This is a genomic window from Aromatoleum evansii, from assembly GCF_012910805.1.
In the GTDB taxonomy this organism is placed as follows: Bacteria; Pseudomonadota; Gammaproteobacteria; order Burkholderiales; family Rhodocyclaceae; genus Aromatoleum; species Aromatoleum evansii.
On the sequence record NZ_WTVK01000025.1, the window covers coordinates 35,581 to 50,480 of the forward strand.

The 14,900-nt window shown below is 66.8% G+C and carries 10 protein-coding genes; 8 read left to right on the forward strand and 2 right to left on the reverse strand.

The genetic code is table 11. The features are described from left to right. Positions 1 to 8: 8 nt before the first annotated feature. The 6 genes from tcuA to GO615_RS14180 all read left to right on the forward strand — a co-directional run bounded on the left by tcuA (position 9) and on the right by GO615_RS14180 (position 7,694). Entirely contained in the window at positions 9 to 1,436 is a 1,428-nt protein-coding gene (gene tcuA, locus GO615_RS14155) for an FAD-dependent tricarballylate dehydrogenase TcuA (RefSeq protein ID WP_169129104.1), read from the forward strand. Beyond that, positions 1,423 to 2,583 carry a tricarballylate utilization 4Fe-4S protein TcuB gene (gene tcuB / locus GO615_RS14160; RefSeq protein ID WP_169129111.1) on the forward strand — a complete coding sequence of 387 codons (1,161 nt, stop codon included), beginning with the start codon at positions 1,423 to 1,425 and terminating at the stop codon, positions 2,581 to 2,583. Before tcuA ends, tcuB begins: the two co-directional genes overlap by 14 nt. 77 nt (positions 2,584 to 2,660) lie before the next feature. Further along, a complete protein-coding gene (locus GO615_RS14165) occupies positions 2,661 to 3,932 on the forward strand; it encodes an MFS transporter (protein WP_169129112.1) in 1,272 nt (423 codons plus the stop codon). Between the two features lie 12 nt (positions 3,933 to 3,944). Continuing rightward, positions 3,945 to 4,934: a D-2-hydroxyacid dehydrogenase family protein gene (locus GO615_RS14170; RefSeq protein ID WP_169129113.1), complete on the forward strand. Its 990-nt coding sequence runs from the start codon at positions 3,945 to 3,947 to the stop codon at positions 4,932 to 4,934. A 98-nt stretch (positions 4,935 to 5,032) separates the two neighbouring features. Then, entirely contained in the window at positions 5,033 to 6,130 is a 1,098-nt protein-coding gene (locus GO615_RS14175) for a 4-oxalomesaconate tautomerase (protein WP_169129114.1), read from the forward strand. Between the two features lie 250 nt (positions 6,131 to 6,380). Then, entirely contained in the window at positions 6,381 to 7,694 is a 1,314-nt protein-coding gene (locus GO615_RS14180) for an OprD family outer membrane porin (protein ID WP_169129115.1), read from the forward strand. Positions 7,695 to 7,935: 241 nt separating this feature from the next. Here GO615_RS14180 and GO615_RS14185 read toward each other — a convergent pair whose 3' ends face one another. Next, positions 7,936 to 10,395 carry a spermidine synthase gene (locus GO615_RS14185; RefSeq protein WP_169129117.1) on the reverse strand — a complete coding sequence of 820 codons (2,460 nt, stop codon included), beginning with the start codon at positions 10,393 to 10,395 and terminating at the stop codon, positions 7,936 to 7,938. A 5-nt stretch (positions 10,396 to 10,400) separates the two neighbouring features. Further along, positions 10,401 to 11,144: a protein-L-isoaspartate(D-aspartate) O-methyltransferase gene (locus GO615_RS14190; protein WP_169129118.1), complete on the reverse strand. Its 744-nt coding sequence runs from the start codon at positions 11,142 to 11,144 to the stop codon at positions 10,401 to 10,403. Between the two features lie 404 nt (positions 11,145 to 11,548). Between GO615_RS14190 and GO615_RS14195 the strand changes: the two genes are divergently transcribed. Both GO615_RS14195 and GO615_RS14200 read left to right on the forward strand, forming a co-directional pair. Next, positions 11,549 to 12,514, forward strand: coding sequence for a YCF48-related protein (locus GO615_RS14195; RefSeq protein ID WP_169129119.1), 966 nt, complete (start codon positions 11,549 to 11,551; stop codon positions 12,512 to 12,514). A 9-nt stretch (positions 12,515 to 12,523) separates the two neighbouring features. Beyond that, positions 12,524 to 14,899, forward strand: a complete 2,376-nt coding sequence (locus GO615_RS14200) for an MMPL family transporter (protein ID WP_169129120.1) — start codon at positions 12,524 to 12,526, stop codon at positions 14,897 to 14,899. Position 14,900: the final 1 nt, after the last annotated feature.

Genomic DNA, 14,900 nt, shown 5'->3' on the forward strand with positions numbered 1-14,900 from the left:
TTCAGGACATGAAACAAGATACCTCGAGCACCCCCGACGTGCTCGTCATCGGCGGCGGCAATGCGGCGCTGTGCGCAGCGCTTACCGCCCGCGAGGCGGGCGCTTCCGTGCTGCTGCTGGAAGCCGCGCCGCGCGAATGGCGTGGCGGCAACTCGAGCCACACGCGCAACCTGCGTTGCATGCACGATGCCCCCCAGGACGTGCTCACCGAGGCCTACCCTGAAGAAGAGTTCTGGCAGGATCTCAAGAAGGTGACCGGTGGCCGCACCAACGAGCAACTCGCGCGGCTGGCGATCCGCGAGTCCTCCCGCTGTCGCGACTGGATGCGCCGGCATGGCGTGCATTTCCAGCCCTCGCTGTCGGGCACGCTGCATCTGTCGCGCACCAACGCCTTCTTCATGGGGGGCGGAAAGGCGCTTGTGAATGCCTATTACCGCAGCGCGGAAGCGCTCGGCGTGCGCATCCGCTACGAGGCGCCGGTGGATCGACTGGAAGTGGTCGACGGCGAGTTCCGCGCCGCGTGGATCGGACAGGAACGCATCGTGGCCCGCTCCTGCGTGCTCGCCTCCGGCGGCTTCGAATCCAACCGGGAATGGCTGCGCGAAGCCTGGGGCCAGAACGCCGACGGCGAGTGGCCGGCGGACAACTTCGCGATCCGCGGCACGCGCTTCAATCGCGGGGTGCTGCTGAAAGCGATGATGGAGTCGGGCGCCGACACGATCGGCGATCCCTCGCAATCGCACTGCGTCGCCGTCGATGCGCGCGCGCCGCTCTACGACGGCGGGATCTGCACGCGCATCGACTGCGTGTCGCTCGGCATCGTCGTCAACCGGCACGCGCAGCGCTTCTACGACGAGGGCGAAGACTTCTGGCCCAAGCGTTATGCGATCTGGGGACGTCTCGTCGCCCAGCAGCCCGGGCAGGTCGGATTTTCGGTCATCGATTCGAAGGCCGTCGGCCGCTTCATGCCCCCCGTGTTCCCCGGCGCGAAGGCCGACACCCTCGAAGGCCTCGCTCGCCAGCTCGGTCTCGAAGAGCAGGCCTTCGTGCGCACGGTGCGCGACTACAACGCCGCGTGCCGCGTCGGCACCTTCGACCACACGGTGCTCGACGACTGCCATACGGACGGTGTAACGCCGGCGAAGACCCACTGGGCCTTGCCGCTCGATACCCCTCCCTTCTATGGCTACGCGCTCAAGCCCGGCATCACCTTCACCTACCTCGGCCTGAAGGTCGACGAACGGGCGGCCGCGCATTTCAAGGGCAAACCCAGCCGCAATCTTTTCGTCGCCGGCGAGATGATGGCCGGCAATGTGCTCGGACAGGGCTACACCGCAGGGGTCGGCATGACGATCGGCACGGTATTCGGTCGTATCGCGGGCGCGTCTGCAGCCGTGGCGGCCAGGAATGAAGGAGTCGAACATGCAGCAGCTTGAAGCCCTGCTCCGCGAAGCAAGCGATCTGGCCGAGGGCGTCGTCGTGCCCAGCGCGGCGGAAGCCGAAGTCGAACGCGTGATGAAGATCTGCAACGCCTGCCGCTACTGCGAAGGCTTTTGTGCGGTCTTCCCGGCGATGACACGGAGACTCGAATTCGCCCAGGCCGACGTTCATTACCTCGCGAACCTTTGCCACAATTGCGGCGCGTGCCTGCATGCCTGCCAATACGCGCCGCCGCACGAGTTCGCGGTCAATATTCCGCAGGCGATGGCCAAGGTGCGCGGGCAAACCTACTCGGACTTTGCGTGGCCGAGCAGTCTCGGCACGCTCTACCGCAACAACGGGCTCACCGTCGCGCTGGCGCTTGCGACCGGGCTCGCGCTCTTCCTGGTGATGGCCCTGGCAAGAAACGGCACGCTGTTCCACGCCCCGCTAGCCGGCGATTTCTACGCGATCTTTCCGCACAACCTGCTGGTGTCGATGTTCGGGCCGGTGTTCCTGTTCGTCGCGGTGGCTCTGGGCCTGGGTGTGGCGAAGTTCTGGCGCGGGATCTCGGCGGGAGACCCCAATGCGGCGGCAATCGCCGAGACCGCGCATGACGTGCTCAAGCTCAAGTACCTCGACGGCGGACACGGTCAAGGCTGCCCGAACGAGGACGATGCCAATACGCTCGCCCGCCGCCGCTTCCACCACCTGACCTTCTACGGCTTCATGCTGTGCTTTGCGGCAACGAGTGTGGCGACGATCTACCATTACGTCTTCGGCTGGGCGGCGCCTTACGCGCTGACCAGCCTGCCCGTCGTGCTCGGCACCCTGGGTGGAATCGGGCTGCTGATCGGCCCCGCAGGGCTGCTCTGGCTGAACCTGCAGCGCCACGCGCAGCACGGGGACGCCGCGCAGAAACCGATGGACCGCGGTTTCATCGCGCTGCTGCTGCTCACCGGCGCCACGGGGCTCGCGCTCCTCGCGGGACGCGACACTGCAGCGATGGCGCTCCTCCTTGCCCTGCATCTCGGCGCGGTGATGGCGCTGTTCCTGACCATGCCCTATGGCAAGTTCGCACACGGCATTTTTCGCACTGCCGCGCTGCTGAAATGGTCGATCGAGAAGCGCACCCCCAATCCGGTCGGCGTCGGCAGCGAGTGAGGCCGGTGCGCCCGGACCGGTTCGGCGAAGCCGCCGCGACCGCGAGCCCGCGGAAGCCCGGCCGGTCCTGGCGCGCGTTGCGTCATCGGAACTATCGGCTCTACTTCTGCGGGCAGTCGGTATCGCTGCTGGGCAGCTGGACGCAGCAGGTGGCACTCGGCTGGCTCGTCTATCGACTCACGGACTCGGCCGCACTGCTCGGCATCGTCGCGTTCCTCGCCCAGGCCCCGCAACTCGTCGTCGCGCCAGTCGCCGGCATCGTCATCGACCGGGTGGAGCGCAAACGCCTGATGCTGCTCGTGCAACTCATGATGCTGATCCAGGCAGGCTTCCTCGCGATTTCGACCTTTTGGGGCTGGATCACTCCGCTGCAGATCCTGGTCGCATCGGCATCGCTGGGCATCCTCAACAGCTTCGATGCGCCGCTTCGGCATGCGCTCGCTGCGCCACTGATCGCCGATCCGGAGGATCTGCCGAACGCGATCGCGCTGAACTCGCTGATCTTCAACACTGCGCGCTTCGTCGGACCGCCTGTTGCGGGTGCGGTGCTCGCGACGACTTCGGAGGCGGCATGCTTCGCGTTGAACGCGCTGTCGTTCGTCGCCGTGATTGCGGCACTGCTGTGCATCCGCATCCCGCACAATCAGACCGTCGCGCTCCCGTTCGGCACTGCGATGCGGGAAGGCGTGGAGTTCGTGCGGAACAGCCTGCCGGTCTCCAAGCTGCTGATTCAGGTCGCGTTGCTCAACTTCCTCGCCGCGAGCTATGTGCCCCTGATGCCGGTTTTCGCCCGCGACGTCTTCCACGGCGGGCCGAATACCCTCGGAATGCTCCTCGGCAGCGCGGGCGCCGGCGCCTTGTGCGCGTCCCTGAATCTCGTGATGCGCCGGTCCGTGAGGGGACTCACCGGCGAGATCGCCGGGGGAAACCTGCTCGCGGCGCTGGCGCTCATCGGATTTACATTGTCGGACACGCTCTGGCTCGGGGCGGGGCTGCTGTTCCTGGTCGGCTTCGGTGTCATCACCGGCAACGCGTCGAGCAATACGGTGCTGCAGACGATCCTGCCCGAGGGGCTCAGAGGCCGCGTGCTTGCGTTGTACACCGCGGCCAACCTCGGCGCAGCGGCTATCGGGAGCCTGCTTGCAGGAATCCTCTCCGATCACGTCGGTGCCAAAACGACGGAACTCGCTGCGGGCGCGGCGCTGCTGCTCGCAAGCCTTCATTTCCGGCTGGGGCTGGAATTCCTGCGCATGCATTTGCGCCCCATCTATGCGGCGCTCGGAATCCGCCACCCGGTCGTGCCCGAAGGGGAGGCCGGCGCGGCAACCCGAAAACCTTGGATCAGCTAGGGAAGAAAAACGATGAGAGTGACGGTCCTCGACGACTATCAGGGCGTGGTGCCGCGCCTCGCCGCTACGAAGGAGCTTGAGGACATCCCGGTAAGCCTCCACACGCTCACGGAACGCCTCGTCGACGAGGACGGGTTGATCGCCGCGCTGCAGGACACGGATTGCCTGGTGCTGATTCGCGAGCGCACGCAGATCACCGCTCGCGTCGTCGAAGCGCTGCCGCGGCTGAAACTGATCGTACAGACCGGGCGGCTTTCCGGCTGCATCGACCTCGAAGCCTGCAGGCGACGGGGCATCCAGGTCCGCGACGGCAGCGGCAATCCGATCGCACCCACTGAGCTGACCTGGGCGCTGATCCTCGCTGCGTCGCGCCGCTTGCTGCCCTACGCCCACCATCTGTCGCAGGGGCGGTGGCAGCGCAGCTGCGAACAGATCGGGGACGAAGGGCTCGGACGCGCCGTGCACGGCCGCACGCTCGGCGTCTGGTCCCTGGGCAAGATCGGAAGCCGCGTCGCGGCCATCGGGCAAGCCTTCGGGATGCGCGTCGTCGTGCACGGTCGCGAGCAGTCCCGCGAGGCCGCGGCGCGCGCCAGCTACGAGTTCATCGCCAACCGCAGCGAGTTCCTGGCGCAACTCGACGTCCTGACGCTGCACCTGCGGCTCGGCCCCGACACGCGCCACATGATCGATGCCGACGATCTTGCATTGATGCGCCCGGACGCCTTGCTGGTGAACACCAGCCGCGCCGAACTCCTCGCGCCGGGCGCCCTGCTCGACGCGCTCGCCCGTGGCCGACCCGGTGCCGCAGCGCTGGACGTTTTCGAGGACGAGCCGGACGGCGTCGCGCCTTACCTGAATCACCCGGCAATCCTGTGTACCCCCCACCTGGGCTTCGTCGATCAGGACACCTACGAGGCTTACTTTCGTGAGGCGTTCGCGCAAGTGCGGCGATTCGTCGCCGGGGAAAAACCGGCAATCGGTGAGGGAAACAGGCCGTCATAGAAATGCGTACCTCGCAACAATCGTAGCGATTATTGCATTTCATGTTTTTCCGTCGGGCGCCCAGAATCGCGCCATCGTTGAGACGGAGGAACACCAGCATGATCCTGACCATTCCTTGCACGCTGATGCGCGGAGGCACGTCGAAGGGGCCGTATTTCCACGCCGCAGATCTCCCCGCCGATCCCGCGGAGCGCGACCGCGTACTGCTCGCGGCGATGGGGTCGCCCCATGCGCGGCAGATCGACGGCATCGGCGGCGGCGACACGCTGACGAGCAAGGTCGTCATCGTGAGCCCCTCGACCCGCGCCGACATCGACGTCGAGTATCTCTTTGCGCAGGTGTCGGTCGAGACGGCCACCGTCGACACGACGCCGAACTGCGGCAACATGCTCGCCGGCGTCGGCCCCTTCGCGATCGAGAACGGGCTGGTCCCCGCGACCGACCCCGTCACGACCCTGCGCATCCTCAACGTGAACACCGGCAAGGTCGTCGAGGCCGTGATCCAGACGCCTGGCGGCAAGGTGAGCTACGACGGGCTTGCACGCATCGATGGCGTCCCCGGCAGCGGAGCGCCGATCCAGCTGAATTTCCGCGACGCGGCCGGTGCCAAGACCGGACGCCTGCTGCCGACCGGGCGTCCGCTCGATGTCGTCGATGGCGTCGAAGTGTCCTGCATCGACTTCTCGACGCCGCTGGTTTTCGTCCCAGCGCAAGCGATGGGAAAGACCGGCCACGAGACGAAGGCCGAACTCGATGCCGACCGGAAGCTGAAGGTCCGGCTCGAGTCGATCCGCTTGCAGGTTGCGCTGCTCGCAGGACTGGGTGATGTGCGCGACAAGGTCTTGCCGAAGATCGCCCTGGTTGCGTCGCCTCAGGGGAGAGGCGTTATCGCCTCTCGCTACTTCACCCCGTGGAACTGCCATTCTGCCTATGCCGTGACGGGCGCGTTGTGCCTCGCGGCCGCGAGCATCCTTCCCGGCTCGGTCGTGCAAGGTCTCGCCCGGCCGAAGTCGGACGACCCGTACCTCGTGACGATCGAGCAGCCAGCCGGAACGCTGGACATCCGCCTCGACGTCGCGGCAAAGGCGGTCGACGACCTTCCCGTCATCCATTCCGCGGGCTTGATCCGGACCGCCCGCCCGCTCTTCCGCGGAGCCGTACACGTTCCTCTGTGCGAGCCCGGTCGAGCCGCATAGGCGCCACTCTCGCGAAATAGCAAAGCGCGCGGCAAGCCTTGATGCCGCGCCGGCCGGGCGCTGACTTTCTCATGCGCATTCAGCATCAATGCACCGTAATTTTGCATTTCCCGCAATTACGCACGGTCCCCATACTCCGCCTGCGCTCCGCGATCACCGAAGAAATCCGCGCCGGCTGTGAGCGCTCGTGACGACCCCGGCCGAAGTCCGGGGCGAGGGCGAGAAGACGAATCCAACCAAGGAGGAAAGCATGAAGAAGATGAAAGCGGGGATACTGCCCCTGCTCGTAGCCGGACTGTTTGTGCCCGCGATTTGCGCGGCGGCGGAAGAGGACGGGCACAAACTCGAACTGAAAGTGCGCGGCGTGCATTTTGACCGCGAATTCGAGACATCCTCGAGGGATCGCACGCAGACCGCGCTCGGCTTGCAGCTCAATTACGAGTCGCCGTACTTCGGCGACATCGCCGGATTCGGCGTGTCGGGCTACAGCGTCACCAAGCTCGATGCGACCGGCTTTGTCACCACGGACGTGCTCTCCGCTGACAACAATGGCGAGTTGCACGATTCTTTCGGCAAGATCGCCCAGGCATTCGTAAAGCTGAAGTACCACGACAAGGCCCAGCTCAAGATCGGTCGGCAACTGTATGACAGCCTGCTCATGATCAGTTCCACGAGCCGTGCCGTGCCCAACACCTACTCCGGTGCAAGCGGCCAGCTGACGCTCGTCCCCGGGCTCACGCTCTACGGTGCGATGTTCGACGAGTGGTCGCGGCGCGGCGAAGCGCATTTCGAGAAATTCGCGACCGACCGATCCGACGAGGGCGACATCGACTATGTCGGCGTGGCCGGCGCGCGCTATGCGAAGGGGCCCTACGAAATCAACGTCGAGTACCTGAACTCGAAGGAGTTCCTGACCAAGGTCGGTGTCGTCGGTGCTTACACCTTCAATCTCGCGGACAAGAACAAGCTGAAGCTCAGCGCCGGTCTGCACAGCTCGCGTGATGCGGGCAAGCTCTTCGTCACGGCTGCCGAAGGGGCGGAACTGGACGACGAGGACGTCCCGGGCTCGCGTGCCGGGGTAACCCGCAGCGACAACGATGGGCGCGGCGCCTATCTCGACGCGGAGTGGACGGCCGGTAACGTCATGCTCGGCGCGGCGGTGGCGAAGTTCGATGGCGCATGGATCGAGGACAATTTCACCGGCGACCACGGCATGAACCCCTTCCCTACGGGCGGCGTGCTGGCGGACATGACGAACAACGACGAGACCGTCTGGATGGTCCGCGCAGGCTACGACTGGAAAGACTACATCAAGGGACTGAAGACGACGGTCAAGTACAAGCAGGGTACGGGCGCCAGGAACAGTCACGTCTCGTCGCGCGGCGAGGCGGACGAAAGTGAGCTGGAAGTCGATGTCCGCTACCAGATCCCGCTGCTCAAGGGGCTGAACCTTCGTTACCGGTACCTGGAATACAACTCCGACAAGACCGGTCGCGTGGACGGCGTTCTGCAGGACAACACCGACCATCGCGTATACCTCGACTACACGTATCGTTTCTTCTGATAACAAGGGCGGACTACAACGAACGTTTGCGAGCGGCATCCGAACGCCGCTCGCAGTTGCTGCCGTGCGCCCTCGCACGCGACGAACGTGAGCAAGAAAAGGTTTGTTGGATCCGACTGTCCGTTCCGGGCGAGTTGCACGCGTCGGCTTTCCGGCAGATTTCCGAGCAAAGCAATCTCTCCAATGACGGCTCTGCCGAAACAACGAGCGGCAGCAATGGCCGTGACCCGCCCGCCCCATTTCAAGCCTGGCCAGAGCCATTGCGGCCGGATCGATTATCGCTTTTCCCGCTTCTTGTGATCGTCGAAACGGCTCCACCCCCGTGGTTGGGGAACGCCATTGCTGCGAGCCCATATAGCGCCGCGGCCAGCACGATGACGCCGCTGAAGCCCAGGTGGATGGCGAGCAGCGTCGCCAGCACGGCGCCGATCACCGACGTGCAGGCGTTGATGCCATAGGCCCAGGGCACGGCGGACGGGCTGTGCGAAGCGAGTGCTGCCAGGCCGCGCGGGAAGGGCATGCCCATGCAGAAGGCCAGCGGCGCGATCAAGACAACGGCCAGCGGGATCTTCAAGGCGTCGGGCAGGGCGACGGCGAACCGCAGCAACCAGGGTAGCAGCAGCAGGTAGGACGCCGCGAGCGGAAGTATGGCCAGCACCGGCCGCCACACCCCGCCTTGCAGCCTTTCGGAATAGCGGCTGCCCAGGCCGGCGAAGAGCAGGAAGGCGCAGAGCACCACGGCCACGGCATACAGCGGATGGGGAAGCAGCAGCGTGAATTTCTGGATGAAGGCGATCTCGATGAACATGAAGCCGAAACCCAGCGCGGCGAAGTAGGCGAACACCCGGGTCCGCGGCACGGCCGGGGGCTGCGCCCGCCCCAGCCTCAGGGGCAGCAGGATCAGCAGTGTGCTGGCGAGCAGCGCCTGCCCCAGTGTGGCCACCAGCACCGGGTAGCCCAGTTCCAGCAGCGGCAGGCCGCCGCGGCCCTTGAGGGCGAGGATTTCAGGGAAGGTCCGCCAGCGGAAGAAGTTGAAGAAGTAGGGGCGGTCGTCGGTGGCCGGGGCGATGTTGAACTTGTAGCGCTCGATGAATTGCGCGCGGCCCTCGCCCAGCAGTGCGGTGGCGCCCTCGTGGAACCAAGGCTGGTCGAGCCGGTTGAAGCGATTGGTCTCCCAGGCGGCAATGCCGGGTGCCCACTCGATATCGAATGAGCGCGCGTCGCTGAAGGCTCGGATCCTTGCGACGTCCTCCGCGCCGAATTCACCGTTCCGGACGAGCAGCGTGACGGTCTGCCAGCCCCGCACCAAGGCCAGGCGATTGCCGGGTTGCGCCACCCCTTCGTGCTCCAGTGCGACCACCGCGGTGCCGAACAACTTGAGGGCGTCGCGCGGTGGCAGGCTGACCCAACGCGTGATGGAGAGGAGCCCGCCGGGGCGCAAGTGGCGCAGATAGTCTTGCAGCGCCTCCACCGTGTAGAGATAGCTTTCGCTGAGCCCGTAGAGTCCGGCGGAGGAGGCGCCGAAGGCATCGAGCAGCGCCACCTGGATGAGGTCGTAGCGCTCCTGGCTCGCGGCGACGAAGCCGCGCGCCTCCGCAACATGGACCTGCACCCCCGGGCGCCGGTACACATCACCGGCAAAGCCGGCATGCCGGTCGCGGACGAGGTCGACCATCTGGGCGTTGAGCTCGATCGCCTCGACGCGCCGCGCCTCGTGGCTGAGCGCCTGGAGGACGTCCGCGCCACTGCCCGCCCCGAGCACCAGCACATGGGGCGCTTTCAGCAGGTGGTAGGGCAAGGCGGAAGTCATCATGTCGAGGTAGGCGAGCTTGCCGAAATCACCGTCGAAGCGGGTGAGCGCGGCGAAACCCTCCCCGTCCGTGAAGACCCCCAATTGAGCGGGCGGCTCCCCCGCCGCGTTGAGGCTGAGTCCCGGCGCATGGCGGAAGGGTACGCGCGGGCTTTCCACCACCGTCAGGAGTCCCAGCGGGCTGGAGCGCTCCTCGAGCACGCGCGCGCCACCGATTTGCAGCGTCCGCGAGAGGCTCTTGTATTCGTTCGGGACGGGGGTGCCGACCGGTGCCGGCAGCGCGAAGGGCAGCGCCAGCGCCAAGGCCAGAAGGACTGCGGCGAGCCGCGGCCCGAGCCGGAGTCGCCAAGCGCCCACCGCGGCGGCGAGCAGGCCCAGTGCGGCGATGACCCGCAAGGCGGAAAGCGGTGGCAGCAGGAAGAGCAGCGCCATCACCAGCAGGCAACCGCCCGCCGCGCCGAGAAGGTCGGCGCCATAGAGGCGATGGGTGGCCGCATTGCAGCAGACGAAACTGAGGCAGATGCAGTTGCCGGCAAAGAAGAAGGGCACGAACAGCAGCCCGTAGAGCAGCAGCAGGAAGAGGGGCTGGCGAGCGTCCCAGAGGATTTCCAGGGCATTGAAGGGCACGCGCTGCGCCACCTGGAAGGCCGCGACCTGCGCCAGGCCGAACAGCGCGGCATTGATGACGAAAGCGACGGGGAAATGCCGCGACAGGCGTTCGCGCCACAAGGCGACGACGGTGCCGGAGACCCCGTAGCCCAGCAGCGCCAGGCTGATCATCATGTAGGCGAAGTGGTGCCAGTACACGATGGAGAAGAGCCGCATCAGCAGGAGCTGGTAGCCCAGCACCGCCGCCGAGATCAGCCCGACGGAGACGAGCGGCGCCGGCATGCGCTTCAATGCTTGCCGGTGAGCGGCACGAAGGACACCGGCAGGATTTCGCGTGTCAGTACGCGGCCCTGCCCGTCCTTCTCCACCAGCATCAACTGTTGCGTCATGAAGGCGCTGCCGAGCGGGATGACCATCCGGCCGCCCGGCTTGAGCTGTTGAATCAGGGGCGGCGGAACGTGGCTCGCCGCCGCCGTGACAACGATGGCATCGAAGGGGGCATGCTCGGGCCAGCCGTAGTAGCCGTCGGCTACCTTGACCTGGACCTTGCCGTAGCCCTGGTTCTTCAGCATGGCTTCGGCGCGCCGGGCCAGGGGCTCGATGATCTCGATCGTGAACACCGCTTCGGTCAGCTCGGCCAGCATGGCGGCCTGATAGCCCGAGCCGGTGCCGATCTCCAGGACCCTGTCGCCGGGCTTCAGCTGGAGCAGATCGGTCATCAGCGCCACCACGTAGGGTTGGGAAATGGTCTGGCCGTAGCCGATGGGCAGGGGCCGGTTCTCGTAGGCACGTTGTTCATGTTCCACCGGCACGAACTTGTGGCGCGGCACCCGGGCCAGCGCCTCCATGACACGCGGCGAGATGGACGGCTTACCCGTTTCGGCCTGGTCCTGAGCCGCCATCGCGGCGATCTCGCGCACCAGCCGCGCGCGCGGTACTGCATGCCTGTCCGCGGCGTCGGCACAGGAGGAGCCAGGTGCACCGAGTAGCATCGCGCCCGCCAGCAGAATGAATCCGGCAAAGTACGTCATCGCAGCGCGCTCCTGCGGGAGAGGTCGGAAGAGCCTAGGGCGGCGAACGACCAGCGTCAACGCTCAGAACTGGCAAAGGTCCGGGGGCCGGCCCCAGCCCGTCACGTCCGCCTGTTCGGCCCCCGCGCCGGGCGATATTCCCCAAAAGAAATAGTTCGGAACTCCGCGGATAAGCGCCGCATTCCCCGGATAGCGGCAGCCCCCTCGAAATCCTTACCTTTCTGACGTCGCGCGGCGTCGGGAATCCTGACCCCGATCACAGAGCCGGAACCGCAATCGGCCCAGTCGCACGACGCGCCGCCGTGCGGGGCCGCCCCGCGCGTCCGGACATCCAACCCCAGCCGAAGAATTCGCCTTCCCCGAGACGGGGAAGCCATTGCAGATCGAGATCGCAAGGGGACTTCATGACTGGGATTGACCGAATCCGTACCTGGATCCTGCCGTTGGCGCTCGCGCAGTCCGGTCTGCTCGGCTGCAGCGCGTCGGCCAACCTCCAGGAGCTTGCCGCGCTGCAGTCCGCGCCGGTGCTGCGCTCCGACCAGTTCCAGGCCGCCGTCGCGAATTCGAGCGTGCTCGTCGCGGTCGGAGCGAACGGCGTCGTGGTGTCGTCGGACGACGCCGGCAAGAGCTGGAGGCGCCAGGTCGTCGATGCCGGCGCGTCGCTGATCGGCGCCGCGGTGTGCCCGGACGGCGGTTTCGTCGCACTCGATTTCGGCCGCCGCGTGTGGATCGCCGACGCCGCGGCGAGCGGCTGGACGGCACGCCCGATCACGAGCGAGGCGACGCCGCTCGCGGTCGTGTGCGACGCGAGCGGGCGGGTGTGGGTCGTCGGCAGCGAGAGCGCGATCCTGTCGAGCGCCGACCGCGGAGCGACGTGGCGCGACGCGTCGCTCGGCGAGGACCAGATGTTCACGACGGTGCAGTTCATCGATGAGCGGCACGGCGTCATCACCGGCGAGTTCGGCAGCTTCCTGACGACGCAGGACGGTGGTGCGAGCTGGCAGGCGGGCGCGCCGATCCCGAACGACTTCTATCCGTACGGCGCGCTCTTCACCGATCCGCGGACCGGCTGGGTCAGCGGGCTCGCCGGCACGATCCTGCACACGACCGACGGCGGCACGAGCTGGGTCAAGCAGTCGAACCCCACCGGTGCGCCGATGTACGGGCTCGCCCGCCACGAGGATCGCGTCTATGCGCTCGGCGCGAACGGGCTGGTGCTCGCGCTCGCAGACGGGCAGTGGCGGCCGGTCGAGGGCCGCCCGGCGCCCTACCTCAGGAGCGGCTTCTCGCTCCCCGGGCGCGGCCTGCTCGTCGCGGGCGGCGCGGGCACGCTCGACATCGTTTCCCCGACCCCTGCAACGCCGAAGTAAGGAGAGGCCGTGCGACACCAATTCACCCACGCGCTGCACGAACTCGAACTGAGGATCTTCGAGTTCCCGCGCCTCGTGCTCGTCGCGATCCTCGCGATCACGGCGTATTTCGCGCTGCAGATTCCGGCGCTGAAGATGCACACCGAGTTCGGCGACCTGCTGCCCCAGGGCCACGCGTTCATCCGCCTGCACAATGAGATCCGCGACACCTTCGGCGGCGCGAACCAGGTCGTCGTCGCGATCGAGGTCGAGGATGGCACGATCTTCACGAACGACACGCTCGCGCTGATCCACCGCGTCACGCAGGCCGTCGACAGCCTGTCGGGCGTCAATCACAACCTCGTCTCCAGCCTGACGCACCGCACGTCGCGGAAGATCTGGCTCACCGAGGACGGCGAGATGCGCTCCCAGCCGTACCACGATCCGCAGCGTCCCGCGCTATCGGTCGACGAGCTCGACGCGCTTGGCAAGGAGGTCCGCGCGAACCCGCGCATCTACGGCCTGCTCGTGTCGCCCGACGCGAAGGCCGCGCTCGTCAAGGCGCAGATGAACGAAGCCGGCGCGATCGACTACGAGAAGATCTTCGCCGAGCTGCAGGCGGCGCGCGCGAAGGAGCAGACGGCCGGCACGAGGATCCACGCGACCGGCCAGCCGGTGCTGATCGGCTGGGTGTACACCTATCTGCCGCAGATCCTGCAGATCTTCCTCTTCACGCTGCTGCTGATGGTGGGATTGCTGGTCGCGTATTTCCGCCGCTTCTACGGCGTCGCGCTGCCCCTCGTCGGCATCGCGCTGTCGTCGATCTGGGGCCTCGGCTTCGTCTCGAAGATGGGCTGGAACCTCGATCCGCTGTCGCTCGTGATCCCGTTCCTGATCGCCGCGCGCGCGATGTCGCACAGCATCCAGCTCGTCGAGCGCTACTACGCCGAGCTTGCGACGAGTCGCGACGGCCGCGTCGCGGCGCGCGCGGCGTTCGAGGACCTGTTCCGGCCAGGGGCGTTGGCGATCACGGTGGATGCGATCGGCATCGCCGTGCTCGCGCTCGGCGCCGCGCCGATCAACACGAAGCTCGGCTACTACGCCGGTTTCTGGGCGTTCTCGGTGTTCTTCACGGTGCTGCTGGTGGTGCCGCTGTTGCTGTGGCTGCTGCCCGCGCCGCGCAATACCGAGAACCGCCGCGGCTGGGCGCATGCGGCGGTCGAGCGGGTGTTCGGCGCAGTGGCCGGCCGGCGCGCGGCGGCATCGGTGTTGGCGGTCGCCGCGGTGCTGCTCGTCGTCGGCGGCATGCTCGCCGCGCGCGTAAAGATCGGCGAGGCCGAGGCCGGTTCGCCGCTGCTGTATCCGGACCACGACTACAACGTGTCGTCGCGCGCGATCAACGCGCGCTTTCCCGGCTCCGAGGAGCTCTACATCGTCGCGCGCACCGCAGAGAAGGGCGGGCTGAAGCGGCCCGAGGTGTTGCGCGCGATCGAGCGTTTCCAGCATCACATGCTGCTCGATCCGGCGCTCGGCGGCACCAAGGCGCTGCCGGGCCTCGTGCGCGCGGTCAACGGCCTGATCCACAACACCGACCCGCGCTGGAACCAGATCCCCGAGTCGGCGTCGGCGATCGGTGGCCTGCTCTTCGCCTACATGGCGGCGAGCCCCATCCCCGGCGCGCTCGCGGAGTTCCTCGACGCCGACGAGCGCGATGCGAACCTCGTCTTCTACTACAAGGACAAGCAGGCCGACACGATCCGGCGCGCGGTGCATGTGGCCGAGCAGGGCATCGCCAAAGTCGGCGCGGTGGATGGCTTCGAGCTGCGCCTGGGCGGCGGCGCCATCGGCGTCAATGCCGCGATCAACGACGCCGTCGACGACGACAACCGCCTCATCGTGCCGCTCGTGCTCGCGCTGGCGTTCGTCTTCGTCACGCTGTCCTACGGCTCGCTCCATGCCGGCTGGCTGATGGTGCTGCCGATGCTGTTCGCCACGGTGATGACCTACGCGTACATGGGCGCCAAGGGCATCGGCATCAACGTCAACACCGTGCCCGTCATCGCGGTCGGCATCGGCGTCGGCATCGACTACGCCATCTACATCATGAACCGCATCCGCGAGGAGATGGCCGCGAGCGGCGACCTCGGCCGGGCGGTGCGCACCGCGGCCGGGACGACCGGCTTCGCGGTGGTGTTCACCGCGGTGACCCTGATTGCGGGCGTGATCATGTGGGTCCTCCTGTCCGATCTGCGTTTCCAGGCCGATTCCGCGCTGCTGCTGACGCTGATGCTGGTGCTCAACGCGCTCGCCGCGATGCTGCTGATGCCGGCGTGGGTCGTGATGTTCAAGCCGGCCTTCATCACGAAGGCGCGGCTCGACGAAGACGGCGTGCTGCAGGTTGCGTGAG

Bases quoted from the DNA above. Each gene is read 5' to 3' on its own strand.
- GO615_RS14190 (WP_169129118.1), bottom strand. From the start codon at position 11,144: ATGACGTACTTTGCCGGATTCATTCTGCTGGCGGGCGCGATGCTACTC.
- GO615_RS14180 (WP_169129115.1), top strand. From the start codon at position 6,381: ATGAAGAAGATGAAAGCGGGGATACTGCCCCTGCTCGTAGCCGGACTG.
- GO615_RS14175 (WP_169129114.1), top strand. From the start codon at position 5,033: ATGATCCTGACCATTCCTTGCACGCTGATGCGCGGAGGCACGTCGAAG.
- GO615_RS14185 (WP_169129117.1), bottom strand. From the start codon at position 10,395: ATGCCGGCGCCGCTCGTCTCCGTCGGGCTGATCTCGGCGGCGGTGCTG.
- GO615_RS14170 (WP_169129113.1), top strand. From the start codon at position 3,945: ATGAGAGTGACGGTCCTCGACGACTATCAGGGCGTGGTGCCGCGCCTC.
- tcuB (WP_169129111.1), top strand. From the start codon at position 1,423: ATGCAGCAGCTTGAAGCCCTGCTCCGCGAAGCAAGCGATCTGGCCGAG.
- tcuA (WP_169129104.1), top strand. From the start codon at position 9: ATGAAACAAGATACCTCGAGCACCCCCGACGTGCTCGTCATCGGCGGC.
- GO615_RS14195 (WP_169129119.1), top strand. From the start codon at position 11,549: ATGACTGGGATTGACCGAATCCGTACCTGGATCCTGCCGTTGGCGCTC.